Origin of the sequence: Formosa sejongensis (assembly GCF_033447105.1) — a bacterium.
Classification (GTDB): Bacteria; Bacteroidota; Bacteroidia; order Flavobacteriales; family Flavobacteriaceae; genus Formosa.
Genome location: NZ_JAWQUN010000024.1, coordinates 37,144 through 58,120 on the forward strand (window position 1 = coordinate 37,144; position 20,977 = coordinate 58,120).

Here is a 20,977-nt window from a genome sequence, read left to right on the forward strand (position 1 = left end):
ATCGTTTAAAAGTAAATATGAGAGAAAAATTAAAATTAATTATTGAGGATAATTCTTCTAAAAAGGGAAAATTATTTGATTATCTGATACAAATTTTAATTTTGTTTTCTCTTGTTGCTTTTTCAATAGAAACCTTGCCTAATATTTCAGCAGAAACAAAACAATATCTAGACTTTTTTGAAACCTTTTGTGTTATTGTTTTTTCAATTGAATATGTATTAAGGATTTATGTTGCCGAAAAGCCCCTGAAATACATTTTTAGTTTTTATGGAATTATAGATTTAATGGCAATCTTACCATTTTATCTAAAAGGTACTTTAGATTTTAGGGCTTTAAGAGCTTTCCGAGTGTTTAGAATATTTAGAGCATTAAAGCTTATTAGGTATAACAAAGCACTACATAGATTTCATTTAGCCGCAAAAATTGTACGCGAAGAAATTATACTGTTTTTAATTGTTACGGGGATATTTGTTTTTTTAGCATCTGCAGGAATATATTACTTTGAAAATGAAGCTCAGCCAGAGGTGTTTACTTCTGTTTTTCATAGTGCATGGTGGGCGATAGTAACCCTAACAACAGTTGGTTATGGCGATGTTTACCCAATAACAACTGGAGGAAAAATATTTACATTTTGTATTTTAGTTATCGGGGTAGGTATTGTTACCATTCCAGCTGGATTAGTAGCAACAGCATTATCTAAAGCACGTGAAATTGAAGAAAAAGAAGATGATTTACTACATTAATCTAGAGACCAACCTAAGGTTGTTTGAAATATATAATCAACTTTAGCAGCACTTTCTATAGGTTTACTATCAAAGTTGTGTGTTAAGCCAATTTGTATAAAGAAATCCATTGGTAAATCGTATTTTACGTTAAGATTTAAATCTGTTCTGATACGATCTTTTTCCGTTAAACTAGGGTAAACAATAAAAGTAGAATACAGACTTAAATCATCGAAATCGAACATATTTAAGCCTAAAGAGAAAAAGGCTTCTAAACTGTTTTTTGTAGGAAGTGTCGGTTCTGTATAATTCTCGTTCGTCCATGCGAAACCTGTACCTGCTGAAAAATAGATACGATTAGAATGTACAAAATATTTACCTATACCTCCTTGAGTAGAAGATCTTAGTTGCAATAATTGCTCGTCGTTTGAAAGAAACGTAGCATTTGCAATTGCAAACCAATCGTGACGCATAAAATATTTAGCACCAACATTTCCATCCGTACGTTTGGTTTCATCTACATCGTCTTGGTTACTTCTTACCGAGTTAATACCGGCGGTAAATCCCCATTTATTTGCGGTATAGCCTACATTACTTAATACAGAAAATTGTACTAAATTATTAGTTTTTGTAATGTTGAAACCTATTGATAAACTAGCGTCTAATCTAGATAAAAAACTATTTTCAATCGCCTTAATGTAAACGACATCTTCAATTTTGGTCTCTATTTCATTACCATTTTGACTTAAAGTCACCATGTTTTCTTTACCTTGTTTAGAGTGTAATGTACTATTTATACGTCTACCGTCTGAAAGTGATAATAAATAAGTTTGTTCACTACTAATATAGATTACATCTTTCCATTTAATTTTAAAATCACTATCGCTATAATCGGTTTCTATAGTTAAAACACCTTTATTCATTTCTTTAATATCTCCAATAAGTTTATCCTTATTATTCAAGACTAAGGTGTCTTTTTGGGCATAAGTATTGGAAGTTGAAAAAAAGGATAGGCTTAAAAGTATTGCAAAAGCATACCATTTTAAAGATTTGTATGTTTCCATCATAAGCTATTTTTGTAAGAATTTGAACCTTAATATTAATCGTGTCCTAAATAATATTATATGTTCATTTTTTTCATTGATAAAAAGATCCTTCGACTACGCTCTGGATAAACCAAGCTAAAAAAATCTAGGCTTACGAACTTTTATCTAAATTTTTTGTTCAGTATCTAAATTTAAAGAACTCGCTACTAAAAATCAACAATATAGAAACATACGTTTAGCTCAAACAGCTTTAAATTTCGCGATACTTTCTCTTCAAATTTTACGATAAATTTTCGATAGGCCAACCAAAAAAACAAAATTCAACTTATGTAGAAAAAGTACCTCCCTCAGCGCAAGCAATTCAATAAAGTCAGCACCTGTCAATCTTTTTTAAAAAAGAGATTAATCGTTTAGGACGCTATTGGCTTAATATTAATAATCGAGGTGCAAGATAATAAACTTTATTAAAAATTAAATCATTCCTATTTCAATCTTAAAGTAATGTTAATAGATTTTAATGTAAAACTTAAGTAGTCTAATAAAAAAAGCACCATATATTTTTAACATATGATGCTTAGGTATTTATAATGTATTTAAGATTATTTTAATCTCAATTCGAAAAGGTCTTTTCGCCTGTCTCTTAGGTTTTTAACACTACCAAATTGGTTGAGATTTCTGAGTAAATCGATATCCACATCAGCAATTAATATCATTTCTGTATTAGGTGTTGCTTCTGCTTTTATACCGTTAGCTGGAAAAGCAAAATCGCAAGGCGTAAACACCATAGATTGTGCAAATTGAATATCCATGTTATGCACTTTAGGTAAATTCCCTACACTTCCGGCAATAGCAACGTAACATTCGTTTTCTATAGCACGGGCTTGAGCACAATGTCTTACACGCGAATATCCGTTTTGAGTATCTGTTAAAAACGGAACAAATAGTATATCCATTCCTTGGTCGGCCAACAATCTACTTAACTCTGGAAACTCAGAATCATAACAAATAAGTATTCCAACTTTACCACAGTCAGTATCGAATACTTTTAGTTTGTTACCACCTTCCATACCCCAAACTTTCGCTTCGTCTGGCGTTACATGAAGTTTTTCGTAACGTTCTGTTGTTCCATCACGACGACATAAATATCCTACATTATATAGACGATTATCTTCAGCGATTTCAGGCATACTTCCTGTTATAATATTAATATTATAAGAAATAGCCAGTTTAGAGAAACGTAGTACAATTTCAGCAGTGTGTTCTGCTAAATTTCTAATTGCATCAGATTCCGATAAATGGTTATCGTCTGCCATTAATGGTGCATTGAAGAATTCTGGGAATAACGCAAAATCACTTCTGTAACCAGAAACAGCATCAACAAAATATTCGGCTTGTTGCATCAATTCATCTAAATCGTTATAAGGACGCATTTGCCATTGGATTAATCCTAAACGGACAATCTTTTTTGTAGTTGCAGCTTTCGTTTCTTTCTTTTCGTAATAGATATTATCCCATTCTAAAAGCACTGCATAATCTTCAGAATTGCTATCGCCTTCTAAATAATTTTTAAGTACACGAGTAGGATGGAAGTCGTTAGAAATCTGGAAGTTTAAAACCGGATCGTGAATTTCTTTACGTTTTACTTTATCAATGTATTGTTTCGGCGTAAGCTCGTTAGAATATTTATGAAAATTTGGAATACGACCACCAAAGGCTAAGCCTCTTAAATTAAGGCGTTCGCATAATTCTTTTCTATAGTCGTAAAGACGTCTACCCAAACGTAAACCTCTAAATTCTGGTTTAATAAAAACATCTACTCCGTAAATAACATCACCATCTTTATTGTGTGTGTTAAAGGTGTAATTACCGGTAATGTCTTTATAGGTGTGTGCATCATCAAACTTTTTATAATCTACAATTATAGAGAGTGCACAACCTGCAATCTGGTTATTTATTTTAATCACAACTTGCCCTTCAGGAAATTGTGTAATTAAGGTTTCGATTTGGTGTTCACGCCAATAAGAATCGGGCATGCTACTATACGATTCAATCATTGCAGCTTTAAGTTCTTGATAATCGTTAAGACTTAAATACGCTAATTCAATATTTTCAATATCTTCCATGAAAAATCTGTTTACTAGAATTTTAGGGGCGAAATGTACAAATTAATTTGTCAACATTTTAAAATAAATTTATATGCTATTTTAAGTTTTTTAAGCCCTCGTAAACAACGATTCCAACAGCATTTGCCAAGTTTAAACTGCGTACATGTTCGGAATACAAAGGGATTTTGAATAATTGATCTTTATGTGATTCGATAAGCTGTTTTGGAAGCCCAACAGATTCTTTTCCGAAGATGAGAAACATGTCATCTTCAAAATCGATATCCCAATGATTTTTTTCGCCATGACTTGATAAAAAAGCCAATTTTTTATTTGCGTTTACACTGAAAAATTCATCTATAGATTCGTAGTAGGTTACATTAAGATGTTGCCAATAATCCAGCCCAGCACGTTTTAAACGTTTGTCGTCTATTTCGAAACCAAAAGGTTTTACTAAATGCAGGTTTGAACCAGAGGCTAAACTTAAACGACCAATATTTCCCGTGTTATTAGGAATTTCAGGTTCGAAAAGGACAATATTTAAAGGCATAATAATAGTTGTGTTGAAATAGAAAAAAGACTTTTCGATCTATGAAAAGTCTTTTTCTGTTTGATTTATTTCTTTGTCTGTTGTTCTTTTATCGTTTTCTTATCGATATCGAACGTATTTGTATCCTGATTGGTATTAGCCGTAGGATTTCTTGGATTTGATTGCGCTGTTCTAGGTGTAAATTTCTTTTAATCTTTAATAATTCCCATGATTTTCATTTTTATTGATTCATCTATAAGATAAAAAAGCATGTGTTTTATAGTGTCAAAATCCCATTAAACCTTTGTTAATAACTGTTAAGCCTACTTGTTAGGGCTTTATTTTTGAGGTAAATGCTCCGATATTTTCAATTCCGTTTTCGGTAATATATTTAATAAAAGCACTACCAATAATTGCTCCTTTTGTATAGGTTGCAGCTTGATTAAATGTTTCTTCACTATTAATTCCAAACCCGATAATTTGTGGCGTTTTCAGGTTCATATCAGATATACGTTTGAAGTATGTTGTTTGCTCGTCTCCAAATCCTGACTGGCTACCTGTAACGCTTGCACTACTTACCATGTAAATAAATCCGTTTGAGATTTCATCTATAAAAGCGATACGTTCGTTAGAGGTTTGAGGTGTGATTAAAAACACATTCACAAGCCCATACTTTTCAAAGGTTTCTTGATAGTGTTCTTTGTATTCGTTTACGGGTAAATCAGGAATAATAAAGCCGTCAATACCAATTTCTTGACATTTTTTACAGAAGGCTTCTACACCATATTGTAAGATGGGATTGAAGTAGCCCATGATAACTAAAGGAATGGATACTGTTTTTCGAATGTCTTTTAATTGCTCGAATAATTTGGCCGTTGTCATTCCATTTTTTAAGGCCTGCGTCGAACTTGCTTGAATGGTTGGACCATCGGCTAAAGGGTCGCTAAACGGTAGTCCGATTTCAATCATATCTACACCATTTTTTTCTAGGTCTTCAATGATGGTTGCCGTATCGTTTAGATTAGGATATCCAGCGGTAAAATAGATAGACAATAATTTTTTGTCTTCTTGGAGTTTTTGGTTTATTCTGTTCATTGTAAATGAATAGTTTATATTCCCTCGAAGGAGGGAATCTTTTAATATTTAATTTAGATATATTCTGAAAGATCTTTCCAATCCGGATTCAATCCTTTAATTAAATTTATTTTCCATTCTCGATTCCACTTTTTTAATTGGCGTTCTCTTTTTATGGCGTTATTTATATATTTCGTAGTTTCAAAATAGACTAACTTATGTACATTATATCTTCCCGTAAAGGTTTTTATACTGTTGTTTTTATGTTGAGTTAATCTTACTTTTAATTGTTTTGTACGGCCTATATATAGAACGGTATGGTTTTTATTGGTTAATATGTAAACGTAATAAACATCCATAAAAAGATTGATGAGATTTCCGCCTACGCGGAAATGAAAAAAAACTATATTTTAAAATAATCGATATAATTCTGTAAATCCTTATCGCCACGTCCAGATAAACTTAACACGACAACGTCTTCAGGTTTAAATTTTCTGTTCTTAAATACAGCTAATGCATGCGCACTTTCAATAGCAGGAATAATACCTTCTAATTTACAAAGTTCCATTCCGGCTTGCATAGCTTCATCATCGGTGATTGAAATAAATTCTGCACGGCCAGTAGCAAATAAATTTGCGTGCATTGGGCCAACTCCAGGATAATCAAGTCCTGCCGAAATTGAATAAGGCTCAGTTATTTGTCCGTCGTCAGTTTGCATTAATAAGGTTTTACTTCCGTGAATAATACCTTCTCTTCCAAGCGCAGAAGTTGCAGCACTTTCTCCTGAATTCACACCTAATCCAGCTGCTTCTACAGCGATTAAATTCACATCTATTTCATCTAAATATTGATAAAAGGCACCTGCAGCATTACTACCTCCACCAACACATGCAATTACATGGTCTGGTTTTGTTCGGCCTTCTTTTTCTTGTAACTGCCATTCCATTTCTTGAGAAACCACAGATTGGAAACGTGCTACCATATCTGGATACGGATGAGGCCCAACCACACTACCAATAATGTAATGTGTATCCACAGGATTGTTTATCCAATCGCGAATCGCCTCATTTGTGGCATCTTTTAATGTACGACTTCCCGATAATGCAGGAATTACTGTCGCGCCTAACATCTTCATACGTGCCACGTTTGGTGCTTGTCGAGCGATATCAATTTCGCCCATATACACAATACATTCTAAGCCCATAAGTGCACAAACTGTAGCCGTAGCAACACCATGTTGTCCAGCTCCTGTTTCTGCTATAATTCGTTTTTTACCTAAGCGATTGGCCATTAAAATCTGACCAATAGTATTGTTTATTTTATGTGCTCCTGTATGGTTTAAATCTTCACGTTTTAAATAAATTTTAGTGTTGTATTTCTCGCTTAATCGCTTTGCGAAATAGAGCGGAGAAGGACGACCTACATAATCTTTTAGTAATTGGTCGAACTCTTCTTTAAATGAAGGTTCTGCCATGATTTTTAAATAGTTTTGGCGTAATTCCTCAACGTTAGGATATAGCATTTCTGGGATATAAGCACCACCAAAATCGCCATAATAGCCTTTGTCGTTTATGTTATAACTCATAGTGTGTTGTATTTTGGTTACAGCAAATTGCTGTTTAAATTGTTTAACAAGTTCAAAATCTTTTAAACCTGGCTGAGTTTCAAATTTACTATTTACATCGATGGCATAACAGTAATTTGAGGCTTTACTTTTGAAAAAATCGGATATGTTTTCTAATTCTGAAATTCCTAAACCACCACTTAAAAAATAGGGTTTTGTTGACGGGTAATTTTCTAGAATATTCCAATTAAAAGTATATCCGTTTCCGCCTGGTAATTTTCCTTTGGTATCAAATAGGAAGAAATTGCAAACCGATTCGAAAGGTGATAAAATATCAAAATTGAATTCATCCTTGATGGAAAATACTTTGATGATTTCAATATTAGGAAGTTGCGTTTTTATGGAATTACAGAAATCAACTGATTCTTCACCATGTAATTGCACAGCTTGTAAATTGTGTTTTAAAACAGTTGTAACGACTGTGTTTTCGGTAGCATTTACAAAAACACCAACTTTCTTAATCTCTTTTGGAAGGTTAGGGATTTCTGAGGACATAAATCGTGCTGATTTATCATAAAAAATAAACCCGAGGTAATCTGGATGCAGACTCGCTATAGCTTCAATGTTTTCGGGAAATTTCATACCGCAAACTTTTAGTTTCATAACTATTGGTTTAACGCGTTTATAAATTGTGTAGCACTCGCTCCAGCATCATCTGTTTTCATAAAGTTTTCACCAATTAGAAACCCTTTATAACCATAAGGTTGGAGTGTTTTAATGGCTTCTATATTACTAATTCCGCTTTCTGATACTTTTACAAAATCGTTCGGAATTAATGCACTTAATTCTTTACTGATGTCTAGCGATACTTCAAAAGTTTTTAAGTTTCTGTTATTTACACCAAGCATATCTAAACTTGGCATAAGTGATTTCTGAAGCTCTTCTTCGTTATGTACTTCTAAAAGCACATCTAGATTTAAGCTTTTTGCTAACTCTGAAAAGGTTTTAATTTCTTCACGCGTTAAAATCGCAGCGATTAATAAGATCACATCGGCGCCATATGCTTTGGCTTCTATAATCTGATAAGAATCTATAATGAATTCTTTGCGAAGTAAAGGCAAATTACAACTTGCACGAGCCGTTAGTAAATCGTCTAAACTTCCTCCAAAATATTTACCATCTGTTAATACAGACATACCGCAAACTCCTGCATCCTCGTAACCTTTAGAAACATCAAATACATTTAGATTTTGGTTTATTACAGATTTTGAAGGTGAGCGACGTTTATGCTCGGCTATAATTCCGCTTGTACTTGCTTTTAAAGCTGAAGCTAAAGAATGTGTAGCTCTAGAAAATAATATGGATTGTTCTAATTGTTTTATAGGAATAAGTGATTTTCTAAAATCGACTTCCTTACGTTTATCAGCTACAATTTTATCTAAAATATTCATATGACTATGCGCTTAAATCTACTAAAATTTGAAAACGTTTTAATGCTTCTCCAGAATGTAAAGATTCCTTTGCTGCGGCAAAACTATCTGTTAACGAGGTGTTTTGTACTGTTTTTATTGCCATGGCTGCATTTGCACAAACAGCATTGTTTTGGGCTTCTGTACCTTGACCTTGTAAAATATTTACAAAAATATCTGCAGCATCTTTAATTGTATCTCCACCAAAAATATCTGATTGTTTTATCTTTTGAACTCCAAAATCTTCTGGAGATAACATGGTTTCAGAATAATTTGAAATTACTTTAGTGTCACTTGTTAATGAAATTTCATCATAACCATCAAGCGCATGTAAAATCGTAAAGTTCTTATCTGTTTTCTGATATAAATACCCGTATAATCTGGCTAATTCTAAGTTGAAAACACCAACCAATTGATTTTTTGGAAATGCAGGATTTACCATTGGACCTAACATATTAAAGAATGTTTTTACTCCTAATTCTCTACGAATAGGCGCTACATTTTTCATTGCTGGGTGAAACAGTGGCGCGTGTAACACACAAATCCCGGCTTTTTCTAAACAGTTTTCTAAGAAACCTGCATCGTTGGTAAATTTAACTCCCAAATGTTCCATAACGTTACTAGAACCCGAAATGGAAGACACTCCGTAATTCCCATGTTTGGTCACATGTACACCGGCACCTGCTGTAATAAAAGATGCCAATGTAGAAATGTTGAAGGTGTTTTTCCCATCTCCACCAGTTCCACATAAATCGATGGTGTTATATCCTGATAAATCTACTGCGACACACAATTCTAAAAGGGCATCTCTAAACCCTTCCAACTCGTCTGTGGTGATGCTACGCATCATATATACCGTTAAAAATGAAGCAATCTGACTTTGGTTATATTCCCCTTGAGAAATATTTACTAACACACGTTTAGCTTCTGCTTTAGAGATGTGTTCGTCGTTTATAAGTCTGTTAAGTATTTGTTTCATAATTAACTATTTATCCAGTTTTTAAGCATTTGTTTTCCGTTAGGTGTCAACACCGATTCTGGGTGATATTGTACTCCACGAACATCGTAAACTCTGTGGCGTAATGACATAATCTGTCCGTTTTCATCGAAAGATGTAGCTTCTAAAACATCTGGTAATTCATTTGAAACTACCCAAGAATGATAACGACCTACAGGGAATGTTTTGTCGAAACCATCAAATAATTTTTCATCATCTACAGATAAGGTAACGTCTGTTGCAACGCCGTGGTAAACGTTGTCCAAGTTTTCTATGCTTCCGCCAAATACTTCAGCAATGGCTTGTTGCCCTAAACACACGCCCAAAATACTTTTTGTAGGTGCGTATGTTCTAATAATTTCTTTTAATAATCCAGCTTCATCAGGTATTCCAGGACCAGGAGACAATACAATCTTATCGAATGCTTTAACGTCTTCTAAATCTAGTTTGTCGTTTCGTTTTACGGTTACTTGGCATCCTAAATCTTCTAAATAGTGCACTAAATTGTAAGTGAAACTATCGTAATTATCTATAACTAGTATGTTTTTCATAGTGTGTTGTTGTGTTGTCACTATTAAATGTTTTTTGCTAATTCTATGGCTTTGGTTAACGCACCAAGTTTATTGTAAACTTCTTGTAGCTCGTCTTCTGGTTTCGATTTTGAAACAATTCCAGCACCAGCTTGCCAATGTAATTTGTGATCTTTACTTAAGAACGTTCTTATCATAATCGCATGATTAAAGTTGCCTTTAAAATCCATAAAACCAATAGCTCCACCATAAAATTCACGACTTGTTTTTTCGTATTTTTCAATTAGTTGCATAGCTTTATGTTTAGGCGCTCCACTTAACGTTCCTGCGGGAAAAGTGTCTGCTACCACTTGCATGGTAATGGTATCGGCGTGTTTTTTACCAGTCACTTTACTCACCAAATGAATAACATGAGAAAAGAATTGAACTTCGCGATAGGTGTCGACAGTAACTTGACTTCCGTGACGACTTAAATCGTTTCTTGCCAAATCTACAAGCATGACGTGCTCTGCATTTTCTTTATCGTCTTTAGCTAATTTTTTAGCAAGTTCGGCATCTTGTTCATCATTTCCGGTACGTTTAAAGGTTCCGGCAATGGGATGAATTTCTGCATTATCATCTTTTACAACCAATTGTGCTTCTGGTGAACTTCCGAAGATTTTAAAAGTTCCATAATCGAAATAGAATAGGTAAGGGGAGGGGTTGATACTTCTTAATGCACGATATACATTAAAATCGTCTCCCTTAAATTCTTGTGAGAATTTTTTAGATAATACCAACTGAAAAACATCGCCTCTAGCACAGTGTTGTTTGGCTAAAGAGACATTGTTTTTATATTCTTCATCTGTTAAGTTTGAAGTAATTTTGTCTTCAGGAGTAAACTGATACGTTGCGAATTGATTAGATTTTATAAGTTGATTTATATCATCAATATTATTTTCACCATCGTAACAATGTGCAAAAATATAAGCTTCATTATTAAAATGATTAATCGCGATTATGTTCTGGTAAACGGCATAATAAATATCAGGAATACCTAAAACTTCTTCTTTTTTAGTGATATCAATGTCCTCAAAATAACGAACGGCATCATAACCAATATATCCAAAAATTCCGTTATTTATAAATTTAAACTCTTCATTGTCATCTGTTTTAAAACGTTTTGTAAAGTTGTGAATTTCTTCAGTAACCATACCACGTTCTGTAATAGGTTTAGAATTGATTTCACCATTCGGATACTCTTGAGTAATCGTTTCGTTTTGGACCTTTATAGAGGCGATTGGATTACAACAAATGTAAGAGAAACTGTTGTCGTTAGCGTGGTAATCACTACTTTCTAGTAACAGACTATTTGGAAAACGATCTCTAATTTTTAAATAAATGCTTACCGGTGTAATCGTGTCGGCAAGTATTTTTTTGTAATGCGTTGTGAGTTTAAATTGTTTCATTTTTTTGTAATAAAAAAAGGCTTGTCGTGAATGACAAGCCTTGTTATTTTGAGTTTAAAATATACAATAGGTTTAGTTCACGAAGATTGAAATCCGAGAGCTCCACCACCAAGTAATATTTAAATTTGTATTCAATTCTTAAATTATTTGATTCAAATATAGGAATGTAAATTTAGTTATCAAATTTTTTTCGAAGAAATTTAAAAGAGAATTCCTGTAGGTCAGTAAAGTAATACATAACGCTACAGGAATTTAACTTAATCACACATGGATACTAACATATGAATTAGGCTATGTTAGAATTTTAAAGACACATTTAAGTCGAAATCATCATAAATTGCCTTGTCTTTTAGATCGTCGAAGAAGCTAGCCGAGCCATATTTAATGTCGTATTTTGTTCTATCTATTTTAAAAGCCGTTGTTGCTGTGTCTTCTGTCACATTCATTTTGAAGGTAACAGGATTCGTTTTTCCTTTAATTGTTAAGTTTCCAGTAACAGTATAATTTGGAGCTTCACCTTCAACTTTTGTAAATATTAAAGTTGCTGTTGGGAATTTTTCAGCACCAAAAAAATCATCTGATTTTAAGTGATTATCTAATTTAGTTTTGTATTCCCCTTCAAGATCTGTGGCGTTAATGGTAGTCATATCCATAGTGAATGTTCCACCAGTTAATACATTGCCATTAAACTCTAAAGTACCTTTTTTAAGTGTAATTGTTCCGTCGTGTTGTCCTGTAACTTTATGTCCAATCCAGTTTACTTGACTTTTGTTTACGTTTACGTTCTTCGTTTTTAAAATAGTGAACGATGCAAATGTGATTGCTAATACTAAAAACGCTGCGATTTTTACTGTGTTTTTCATTTTTGATTTATTGTTTGGTGATTATTTATGTAATTGAATTTAATTCGTTTTTCAGGTTCACTTACTTTCTATTAATTTTATATAAGTAAAATGTGAACTTTTTTAATCTATGTTGTGTATACAATACTTAAGATCTTAATTTAGTGAGTAAAAAGTTTAAAGTTTCTAATTCCTCTTTCGTAAGATTTGCAGTAATATCATCTTCAGATTTATCGATATTTGGATCTATTTCTTTTAAAACCTTTAGACCTTCTTTTGTAATAAAAATCTCAACTTTTCTTCTGTTTTTCTCGCAAGTAAAACGTTCTACATAGCCTTTTAAGATAAGCTTATCAACCAACCGTGTGGTGTTACTCATCTTATTTATCATGCGATCTTGAATATCTTGAAGATTTGCAGGACTCCCTTTTTTACCTCTTAATATCCGTAATACATTAAATTGTTCGGTAGAAATGTCGAAGCGTTTTAAAACAGGATTCGTCATATCTTTTATCCAAATAGCCGTGTACGAAATATTAAGCACGGTCTTTCTATTTAAAGGAATAGGAGCGTTTGTTTTTAATATATCTTCTAACTGTTTCATGTACAATAATTGTATATACAAATGTATGTGAAAATTTCAATTAAATGATTATGATTAGTATAATTTTTTGTTAAAGTTAGTTAGCAGATTTAAGTGTTGCTTATTTTTATAAGATGAAGAATATATTGTTGTTACTATTATTATGCTGTTTTGCATGTAAAAATCAAACGAAACAGAATGTTGTAGAAGCGGACGCTAATCCGATAGAGTCAGCTGTAAAATCTGTAGATACCATCGATTTAATGGTTTATAATTTTGATGAATTAGAACCCTTTTTTTATCAAGACGATGATAAAGTTCATGTTATTAACTTTTGGGCCACTTGGTGTGCGCCTTGTGTAAAGGAATTACCTCATTTTGAAAAATTAAAAACAGAATATGCTTCCAAAAATTTGGACGTATTATTGGTGAGTTTAGATTTTGAGCAAGCATACGAAACCAAATTGAAACCTTTTATTGTAGAACATAATATACAGTCTAAAGTTGTTGTTTTAAACGACCCAGATTCTAATTCGTGGATTCCTAAAATAAGCGATTCATGGTCTGGATCCATTCCTGCAACTATTATATATAATAAAGACAAACGTCAGTTTTACGAACAAACGTTTACTTACGACGAATTAGAAGCTGAAGTCAATAAATTCTTATAATAAAAATTTATAAAAACAATTAGCATATTAGCTTTGTAAATTGGTGTTACTACATTTGTTGTTGAGAATGATTTTCAAGATTCAATAGCTGTTTAAAATAAATATATTGAAAATGCTGTAGCTGTTTCTAAGGGGAATAGTCGTTAAGACTACAGAAACTAAATCATTGGTTATTCCGTTAACACTTGCTACTGCTTCATTTAAAAAATAAAAGAATCCGAAATTGTAAGACTTCGGATTTTTTTTCGTTTATATATTAAAGAAATTATAAATTTGTAATTAAAAGATTTATACAATTATGGCAGATTTAACACAAGAAGAATGGGTAGAGCAGTTAGCTAGCGATAGCAATGCTGTGATTTTAGATGTACGTACCGATGATGAAGTAGACCAAGGATTTATAGCAAATTCTAAACATATTGATTTTTATTTAGGTCAAGAATTCGTAAATCAAGTTGATGAATTAGATAAAACTAAAAATTATTACGTGTATTGCAGATCGGGAGTAAGAAGTGGTAAAGCTTGCGATATTCTTGATCAATTAGGAATAGAAAATTCGTATAATTTACTTGGCGGATTTAATGAGTGGGCCGGAGAGGTTGAAGAGAGGTAACAAAATTTAGATGAAAAAAATAAATATACTATACTGTTTTATAATTTTATTATGCTCGGCATGTAACGACTATAAAACAGGTGTTATTGAAGTCGTTTCTCCCGAAGAAATGCAATCCCTTATAAGTATAGAAGACGTGCAGTTGGTAGATTTAAGATCGCAGGAAGATCGTCTGAAACAGGGTTATATTGCAAATTCACAACATGTAGATTTTAACTCTGATACTTTTGAAGAGGATATACAAAACTTAGATAAAACCAAGCCTGTTGCATTATATTGTAACTCAGGAAAAAGAAGTGCAGAATGTGCTCAAAAACTTAAGGATGCAGGTTTTGTGAAGATTTTTGATTTGAAAGGTGGACTTTCAGAATGGAAACATCAAGGAAATGAGGTTATAAGATAATCGTGTTTTAGAACCCTTTTAACATATAGAAAAGCAGACTTGAATTAGAAATAATTTTAGCCTGCTTTTCTTTTTTATACGTGGAAACTTAGAATGTTATATGTCCACTTTAATTTTTTTAATTCAAAGCATCTGCTTAGTTTTACAATGTATTTCCGATTTTATGTCTAGAAAAAAGCAATATAACGAAGAAGAAGTGATAGAAAAAGCCATGGACTTATTTTGGAGAAATGGCTATGAAAAGACTTCTGTACGTATGTTAGAAAAGGAAATGGGCATAAATCAGTTTTCTATGTATTCTAGTTTTGTAAATAAACAAGGCGTTTTTGTTGGAAGCATTACATGTTATCGGTCTAAAATAAAAGTGTTAACAGATGCCCTTAAAAACTCGAATAACGGGAAAGAAGGTATTAAAAAATTCTTTTATGATTTTGTTGAATTTTCAAAAGAAAACACGCTTAGCAAAGGCTGTTTAATTACAAACACAGTCAACGAATTAGGAGAAAATGCCGACCCTATAATACGAACGGAAATCGAAAAATTTGCATCAGATATAAGAGCTTTATTTTATAATAACTTAAAGCAGGATGCGAGTAAAGACGAAGAAACATTAGAAAAACAATCTAATTTTTTAATCATTTGTAAGCAAGGGCTTTCTAATGCGACAAAAGTATTCACTAAGCCACAGCTAGTTGATTTTATTGAAATTACCTTTAAAATGATATAAGCTTTTTTTTAATTCAAAACTAAGCGTTTGCTTAGTTAAGTAAACTAAAATAGAACATTATGAGTACATTAAAAATACATACTTTAGAATCTGCACCTCAAGAGAGTAAACCTTTTTTAGAAAAATCTAAAAAAGCAAATGGTTATATTCCTAACCTACATGGGGTATTAGCAGGGTCTCCAGGTTTACTAGAAGCATATCAAAATTTACATGAATTATTTTCAAATTCATCTTTTAACAAGGATGAGTTAACGGTGGTTTGGCAAACTATTAACGTAGAACACGAGTGTCACTATTGTGTGCCGGCACATACTGCAATTGCAAAAATGATGAAAGTAGATGATGCCATTACAGATGCATTAAGAAATGGTACTAAATTGCCAAATGATAAATTACAAACGTTACGTGATACCACTTTAACAATTGTAAAAAACCGCGGATATATTAGTAATGAAGAGATTCAAGCTTTTTATGAGGTTGGTTATACCGAAAGACAACTTTTAGAAATTGTGCTTGGGTTATCTCAAAAAGTAATAAGCAACTATGTTAATCATATTGCAGAAACGCCTTTAGACGAAGGATTTAAAAAGTTCGATTGGAAAAAAGATGTAGTACTATCTTAAATTTCCTAATTGATTAATAGCTGTAGGCCTTCTGCTCCCGTAGAAGGCTTATTTAAAACATTAAAATTATGAATACTAAAATAAAAATAGATATTGTTTCAGATGTTGTGTGTCCATGGTGCACGATAGGATTTAAACGTTTAGAAAAAGCAATTTCAGAATTGGGAATTCAAGATCAAGTAGAGATTGAATGGCAACCATTTGAATTAAATCCGAATATGCCAGTTGAAGGTCAAAACGTTCAAGAACATATTTCGGAAAAATATGGTTCTACATTGGAGCAGCAAAAAGAATCGCAACAAAATATGACTGATATAGGAAACGATCTTGGTTTTAAGTTCGATTATTTTGATGATATGCGAATGGTTAATACGTTCGAAGCTCATATTTTATTAGAATATGCAAAAGCATTTAATAAACAAACCGAATTAAAAATGCGTTTAACTTCTGCATTTTTTGGTGAACGTAAAGATGTGTCTGATCGTGATGTTTTAAAACAGGAACTATTAGAAGTAGGATTAAATGCAGATGAAGCTTTAGGGCTTTTAGATAATGATGAAGCGAGAAACCATATAAAAACGGAAGAAGCATATTGGAAAAATCTAGGAGTGAATTCTGTTCCAACTGTAGTTTTTAATAGAAAAAGTGCTGTTACAGGAGCGCAACCTTTAGATGTGTTTAAGCAAGTGCTTACAGAACTAATTAACGAAAGAGTATCTTCAAATTAATCATGATGCCTTTTAGAAATAGTGATCAGCATGTTTGTTTTAAAATGATATGTTAATCAGGTTATTATGATTTTAAATCAATCAAAAATAGGCAGCAAGCACTTTTTTAGAACAGCCTTTTGTAAGGATTTCTAATGTAACTATTTACAGAATTATTATAGGAGCAGAACAAAAAACTAATCATATGGTATTAAAAGAAAAACAAATAGTGCGACCGAAAGTATTATTTTTCGATGTTAATGAATCTCTATTGGATTTAGATAATATGAAAGAAAGTGTAGGGGAAGCGCTAAATGGAAGAACAGATTTATCGACTTTATGGTTTACTACCATGCTACACTATTCGCTAGTAACAACCGCAAGCAGACAATACGAAGATTTTGGAACAATAGGAGCTGCTACATTAAGAATGGTTGCTGCTAATAACGGAATAGAATTATCTGAGCATGCTTCAAAAGAGGCATTAAAACCACTAACATCTCTTCCGCCACACCCAGAAGTTATCGAAGCTCTTACAGCAATAAAGGCTGCGGGCTTTATAATGGTGTCCTTAACAAACTCATCTAATAAAGGTGTTGAAACTCAGTTTGAAAATGCTGGACTGACTGAATTTTTTGATGAACGGTTAAGTATTGAAGATATCGGGAAGTATAAACCCGATGCAGATGTTTACGATTGGGCTGCTCGTAAAATGGGTGTTAAACCTAATGAATGCATGATGATTGCAGCACACGGTTGGGATATAGCTGGAGCTCTTTGGGCAGGTTGGAGAGGCGCTTTTATAAGCAGACCAGGAAAACAATTGTATCCTTTGGCTCCTTTACCTGAAATAAATGAACCCGATTTACTCGAGATTTCAAAAACATTGATTGCTATTTAATTCAAAGTCTATAATTATAGACATCTGCAATATATAACCGCATAAACATATTTATATGCCGAGAATTTTTCAACTTAAAGTCGTAGAATTAATAGGTCATTTTTTTGTCTATTAATACGGTCGCTCTAGTCTTAAATATTACTTTGTAAACGAAATAGAATCTCCTTCTTTTAGTTGCCATTTATCAGATAAACCAGCATTCACTTCCAAAACATACATCGCAGGTTTGTAGGATAGTAAAGAGGTTTCATTCATTGGTTGTGCATTCTTTGCAATGCTTACAATAGTATTATCTTCACCAATATAAATAATGTCTAACGGAATTTGAGTGTTTTTCATATAAAATGCACGAGGCATTTCCTCAGGAAAAATAAATAACATCGCGTTCTGATCCTTCATAGAAGACCTGTACATTAAACCGGTTTCTCTGTCGTATTCATTGTCGGCAATTTCAATATCTAAAGCTTTGATTATGGAATCTGTTTTAGACTTGTAAAGCTTTAATTCACCTTCTTTATTAAATGAAATTTCGGTAGGAGCAATGGTTACTTTTTTATCTTCTTTGCAAGACACATTCAGAATGGTGACACCTAAAATTAGTGCTAAAAATGATAATTTAATCAGTCTCATATAAATTAATTTTTAAGCTTTTTTTGAAGTTTCTTTGTAGACAAACATAAAATAAAAGCCTACTAATATAAATGGAATACTTAACCATTGTCCTGTGTTTAATGCCCAAGTTGCGCGTTCGTCTACTTGCGCTTCTTTTACAAATTCCACGAAGAATCTTATCGTCCAAAGTAAAACAAGAAACAACCCAAACAAGTAACCAGGATTGTCTTTTTTAGTTGTTTTTGAATATACAAACCATAGAATTAAAAACACAAATACATAGCATACAGATTCGTATAATTGTGCGGCATGTCTATAAGGAACGGCATCTAATAAGTTCTGAAACTGTGGACTGTTAGCAATTGCATTATAAGCTTCTTTCGGGTTTTGAATACCTGTAAGTTGTACCGCTTCACGTTTACTGTATTCATCTTGAATAAAACGTACACCTAAATTAGAATTGGTTACTTTTCCTATTATTTCTGAATTGATAAAGTTTCCAAATCTAATAAAAATGGCTCCAAGAGATACCGGAATTACGATGCGGTCTAAAATCCACATTAGTGATTTGTAATTGTATTTTCTTCGGTATAAATACATCCCAAAAATAATTCCAATTGCAGCTCCATGACTTGCTAATCCTTGGAATCCTGTAAATTCAACAGTTGGATTTGTTCGGATAGGCAAGAATATACTAAGAAAATCTTGTTGAAATAATTCTGGTTGATAGAAAATAACATGTCCAAGACGCGCCCCAATCATAGTGGCTAAAACGGTATAAATAAAAAGCGGATCTAAATATTCTAAGGATACATTTTCTTTTTCGTAAATACGCTTCATAACGTACCAACCCAATAAAAAGGCAGTAACCCACATTAAGCTATAGAAATGAAGTTGAAAATTACCAATAATTTCAATTCCTGATGTAGGATTCCAATCGAATTTTAAAAAATGCATAGTGTTTAGTTTTCAATGCGTAAATATAGACATTTGCCCAAGGATTAAAAAAGAATAGCGCGTTAACGGACTATTAAAGTTTTTGAGATTTAAAAGTATAAATTAGGGTACAGGGTCGTAGCCCGAACCACCCCATGGATTACAACTAAAAATACGCTTAACGCTTAGCCAGCCTCCTTTTATTAGACCGTGTTTTGTAAGTGCTTCTTTAGTGTATTGTGAGCATGTTGGGTGATACCGACAAGATGCAGGAGTTAATGGAGATATAAGTGTTTGGTATATCTTGATTAGGAATAAAAAAGGTGCGACTAAAATACGTTTCATTAGTATATAAAAAACGGACAAGTGAAAAAGCTTGTCCGTGTTATGTTTTTAATTGGTCGAAAATGAAGTGCCATCCTTACCATCGTTAAGTTGAATGCCAACGGCAGCTAATTCATCTCTGATTTTATCAGATAAAGCGAAATCTTTATTAGCTCTCGCTTCTTGTCTTAGCTTTATTAATAAATCGACAGCTCCAGTTAATTTGTCTTCACCAGTTTCTGCTTGAGATCCGTGTACTAAACCTAAAATGTCGAATATAAACGTATGCATCGTGTCTTTTAATTCTTGCAAATCTGCTTCAGAAAGACTTGATTTTCCTTCTTTTATTTGATTGATGTATTTTACAGCTTCAAACAAATTCGCAATTAGAATTGGAGAATTAAAGTCGTCGTTCATCGCATCATAACATTTCTGTTTCCACTCTGAAATATTGATTGTTGATGTTGCGCTTGCTTTAAGGTTGTCTAAATCGGAAATCGCATCCATTAATCTATTGAATCCTTTTTCGCTTGCTAATAAACCGTTATTTGTGAAGTCTAAAATACTGCGATAATGTGCTTGTAACATGAAAAAACGAGCGACACTAGCGCTAAAAGGTTGTGTAATGTTTTTGTTTTCTCCTGTAAATATTTCTTCTGGAAGAATGTAATTTCCAGTAGATTTTGCCATCTTTTTACCATTCATAATTAACATATTGGCATGCATCCAATAGTTAACAGGTGTTTGATGATTGCACGCTTCTGCTTGTGCAATTTCACATTCGTGATGTGGGAATTTTAAATCCATTCCGCCACCATGAATATCAAAATGTTCGCCAAGATATTTTGTGCTCATAGCTGTACACTCTAAATGCCATCCTGGAAAACCGTCGCTCCAAGGCGATGGCCAACGCATAATATGCTGAGGTTCGGCTTTTTTCCAAAGCGCAAAATCTTGAGGATTTTTCTTATCGCTTTGACCGTCCAAAACACGTGTGTTATGAATTAAATCTTCAACCTTACGCTTACTTAATTTTCCGTAATCGTTAGTTTCATTAAACTTTAAAACATCAAAATATACAGAGCCGTTTACTTGGTAACCAAAACCATTATCTATAATCTTTTTTATTAATTCGATTTGCTCGATAATATGTCCGGTAGCCGTTGGTTCGATGCTTGGTGGTAAGAAATTGAATTTATTTAAAATATTATGAAAATCGACAGTATAACGCTGTACGACTTCCATAGGTTCAATTTGCTCTAAACGTGCTTTTTTAGCAATACGATCTTCACCTTCGTCTGCATCATTTTCAAGATGTCCGGCATCAGTAATATTTCGTACGTAACGCACTTTGTAACCCAAATGTTTTAGGTATCGAAAAATAGTATCGAAAGACATAAAGGTTCTTACATTTCCTAAATGCACATTGCTGTAAACCGTAGGTCCACAAACATACATACCAACATTACCGTCGGTTATAGGTGTAAAAACTTCTTTTTGTCCTGAAAGTGAATTGTAAATTTTAATGCTTTGTTGCTTGTATAGCTGAGGCAT

General features: G+C 32.8%; 24 protein-coding genes and 1 pseudogene. 8 read left to right on the forward strand and 17 right to left on the reverse strand.

Features of this window, described 5'->3' with window-relative positions; genetic code table 11:
• Window positions 1-17: 17 nt before the first annotated feature.
• Window positions 18-743: an ion transporter gene (locus R6X41_RS16735; protein WP_318501507.1), complete on the forward strand. Its 726-nt coding sequence runs from the start codon at window positions 18-20 to the stop codon at window positions 741-743.
• On the opposite strand, the gene R6X41_RS16740 is transcribed toward R6X41_RS16735, so the two are convergent.
• The 13 genes and pseudogenes from R6X41_RS16740 to R6X41_RS16800 form a co-directional block, all read right to left on the reverse strand.
• Entirely contained in the window at window positions 740-1,789 is a 1,050-nt protein-coding gene (locus tag R6X41_RS16740; protein WP_318501508.1) for a DUF481 domain-containing protein, read from the reverse strand. The two genes, R6X41_RS16735 and R6X41_RS16740, sit on opposite strands and share 4 nt — an antisense overlap.
• A gap of 578 nt (window positions 1,790-2,367) precedes the next feature.
• The gene (locus R6X41_RS16745) at window positions 2,368-3,891 is read right to left on the reverse strand and encodes a carbon-nitrogen hydrolase family protein (RefSeq protein WP_318501509.1); all 1,524 of its coding nucleotides are present in this window, start codon (window positions 3,889-3,891) and stop codon (window positions 2,368-2,370) included.
• Between the two features lie 76 nt (window positions 3,892-3,967).
• Complete coding sequence (locus R6X41_RS16750) at window positions 3,968-4,420, reverse strand: tRNA (cytidine(34)-2'-O)-methyltransferase (protein WP_318501510.1); 453 nt, start codon at window positions 4,418-4,420, stop codon at window positions 3,968-3,970.
• 309 nt (window positions 4,421-4,729) lie between these two features.
• Entirely contained in the window at window positions 4,730-5,494 is a 765-nt protein-coding gene (gene trpA, locus R6X41_RS16755; RefSeq protein ID WP_318501511.1) for a tryptophan synthase subunit alpha, read from the reverse strand.
• 53 nt (window positions 5,495-5,547) lie between these two features.
• A complete protein-coding gene (locus R6X41_RS16760; protein WP_318501512.1) occupies window positions 5,548-5,832 on the reverse strand; it encodes a GIY-YIG nuclease family protein in 285 nt (94 codons plus the stop codon).
• Window positions 5,833-5,876: 44 nt separating this feature from the next.
• Complete coding sequence (gene trpB, locus R6X41_RS16765) at window positions 5,877-7,058, reverse strand: tryptophan synthase subunit beta (protein ID WP_318501536.1); 1,182 nt, start codon at window positions 7,056-7,058, stop codon at window positions 5,877-5,879.
• Window positions 7,059-7,100: 42 nt separating this feature from the next.
• Window positions 7,101-7,700, reverse strand: a pseudogene (locus R6X41_RS16770) (phosphoribosylanthranilate isomerase); the annotation flags it as partial.
• A 2-nt stretch (window positions 7,701-7,702) separates the two neighbouring features.
• Window positions 7,703-8,488, reverse strand: a complete 786-nt coding sequence (gene trpC / locus R6X41_RS16775) for an indole-3-glycerol phosphate synthase TrpC (protein ID WP_318501513.1) — start codon at window positions 8,486-8,488, stop codon at window positions 7,703-7,705.
• A 4-nt stretch (window positions 8,489-8,492) separates the two neighbouring features.
• Window positions 8,493-9,485: an anthranilate phosphoribosyltransferase gene (trpD, locus tag R6X41_RS16780; protein WP_318501514.1), complete on the reverse strand. Its 993-nt coding sequence runs from the start codon at window positions 9,483-9,485 to the stop codon at window positions 8,493-8,495.
• Window positions 9,486-9,487: 2 nt separating this feature from the next.
• Window positions 9,488-10,054, reverse strand: a complete 567-nt coding sequence (locus tag R6X41_RS16785) for an anthranilate synthase component II (protein WP_318501515.1) — start codon at window positions 10,052-10,054, stop codon at window positions 9,488-9,490.
• Window positions 10,055-10,077: 23 nt separating this feature from the next.
• On the reverse strand, window positions 10,078-11,481 hold the full coding sequence (locus R6X41_RS16790) for an anthranilate synthase component I family protein (protein ID WP_318501516.1): 1,404 nt from the start codon (window positions 11,479-11,481) through the stop codon (window positions 10,078-10,080).
• Window positions 11,482-11,777: 296 nt separating this feature from the next.
• The gene (locus tag R6X41_RS16795; RefSeq protein ID WP_318501517.1) at window positions 11,778-12,344 is read right to left on the reverse strand and encodes a YceI family protein; all 567 of its coding nucleotides are present in this window, start codon (window positions 12,342-12,344) and stop codon (window positions 11,778-11,780) included.
• 127 nt (window positions 12,345-12,471) lie between these two features.
• Complete coding sequence (locus R6X41_RS16800) at window positions 12,472-12,927, reverse strand: MarR family winged helix-turn-helix transcriptional regulator (RefSeq protein ID WP_318501518.1); 456 nt, start codon at window positions 12,925-12,927, stop codon at window positions 12,472-12,474.
• A 113-nt stretch (window positions 12,928-13,040) separates the two neighbouring features.
• On the opposite strand from R6X41_RS16800, the gene R6X41_RS16805 reads away from it, so the two are divergent.
• The 7 genes from R6X41_RS16805 (at window position 13,041) to R6X41_RS16835 (ending at window position 17,551) form a co-directional block, all read left to right on the forward strand.
• Window positions 13,041-13,577 carry a TlpA family protein disulfide reductase gene (locus R6X41_RS16805; protein WP_318501519.1) on the forward strand — a complete coding sequence of 179 codons (537 nt, stop codon included), beginning with the start codon at window positions 13,041-13,043 and terminating at the stop codon, window positions 13,575-13,577.
• A gap of 298 nt (window positions 13,578-13,875) precedes the next feature.
• Window positions 13,876-14,190: a rhodanese-like domain-containing protein gene (locus tag R6X41_RS16810; RefSeq protein WP_318501520.1), complete on the forward strand. Its 315-nt coding sequence runs from the start codon at window positions 13,876-13,878 to the stop codon at window positions 14,188-14,190.
• Between the two features lie 10 nt (window positions 14,191-14,200).
• Window positions 14,201-14,593: a rhodanese-like domain-containing protein gene (locus R6X41_RS16815; protein ID WP_318501521.1), complete on the forward strand. Its 393-nt coding sequence runs from the start codon at window positions 14,201-14,203 to the stop codon at window positions 14,591-14,593.
• Between the two features lie 163 nt (window positions 14,594-14,756).
• The gene (locus R6X41_RS16820) at window positions 14,757-15,320 is read left to right on the forward strand and encodes a TetR/AcrR family transcriptional regulator (RefSeq protein ID WP_318501522.1); all 564 of its coding nucleotides are present in this window, start codon (window positions 14,757-14,759) and stop codon (window positions 15,318-15,320) included.
• Between the two features lie 59 nt (window positions 15,321-15,379).
• Complete coding sequence (locus tag R6X41_RS16825) at window positions 15,380-15,943, forward strand: carboxymuconolactone decarboxylase family protein (RefSeq protein ID WP_318501523.1); 564 nt, start codon at window positions 15,380-15,382, stop codon at window positions 15,941-15,943.
• 68 nt (window positions 15,944-16,011) lie between these two features.
• Window positions 16,012-16,671 carry a DsbA family oxidoreductase gene (locus tag R6X41_RS16830; protein ID WP_318501524.1) on the forward strand — a complete coding sequence of 220 codons (660 nt, stop codon included), beginning with the start codon at window positions 16,012-16,014 and terminating at the stop codon, window positions 16,669-16,671.
• A 184-nt stretch (window positions 16,672-16,855) separates the two neighbouring features.
• On the forward strand, window positions 16,856-17,551 hold the full coding sequence (locus R6X41_RS16835; protein ID WP_318501525.1) for a haloacid dehalogenase type II: 696 nt from the start codon (window positions 16,856-16,858) through the stop codon (window positions 17,549-17,551).
• Between the two features lie 138 nt (window positions 17,552-17,689).
• Here R6X41_RS16835 and R6X41_RS16840 read toward each other — a convergent pair whose 3' ends face one another.
• The 4 genes from R6X41_RS16840 to cysS form a co-directional block, all read right to left on the reverse strand.
• Window positions 17,690-18,181: a DUF192 domain-containing protein gene (locus tag R6X41_RS16840; protein ID WP_318501526.1), complete on the reverse strand. Its 492-nt coding sequence runs from the start codon at window positions 18,179-18,181 to the stop codon at window positions 17,690-17,692.
• Between the two features lie 12 nt (window positions 18,182-18,193).
• Window positions 18,194-19,120, reverse strand: a complete 927-nt coding sequence (gene lgt / locus R6X41_RS16845) for a prolipoprotein diacylglyceryl transferase (protein ID WP_318501527.1) — start codon at window positions 19,118-19,120, stop codon at window positions 18,194-18,196.
• Window positions 19,121-19,222: 102 nt separating this feature from the next.
• Complete coding sequence (gene yidD, locus R6X41_RS16850) at window positions 19,223-19,444, reverse strand: membrane protein insertion efficiency factor YidD (protein ID WP_318501528.1); 222 nt, start codon at window positions 19,442-19,444, stop codon at window positions 19,223-19,225.
• A gap of 48 nt (window positions 19,445-19,492) precedes the next feature.
• The gene (cysS, locus tag R6X41_RS16855; protein ID WP_318501529.1) at window positions 19,493-20,977 is read right to left on the reverse strand and encodes a cysteine--tRNA ligase; all 1,485 of its coding nucleotides are present in this window, start codon (window positions 20,975-20,977) and stop codon (window positions 19,493-19,495) included.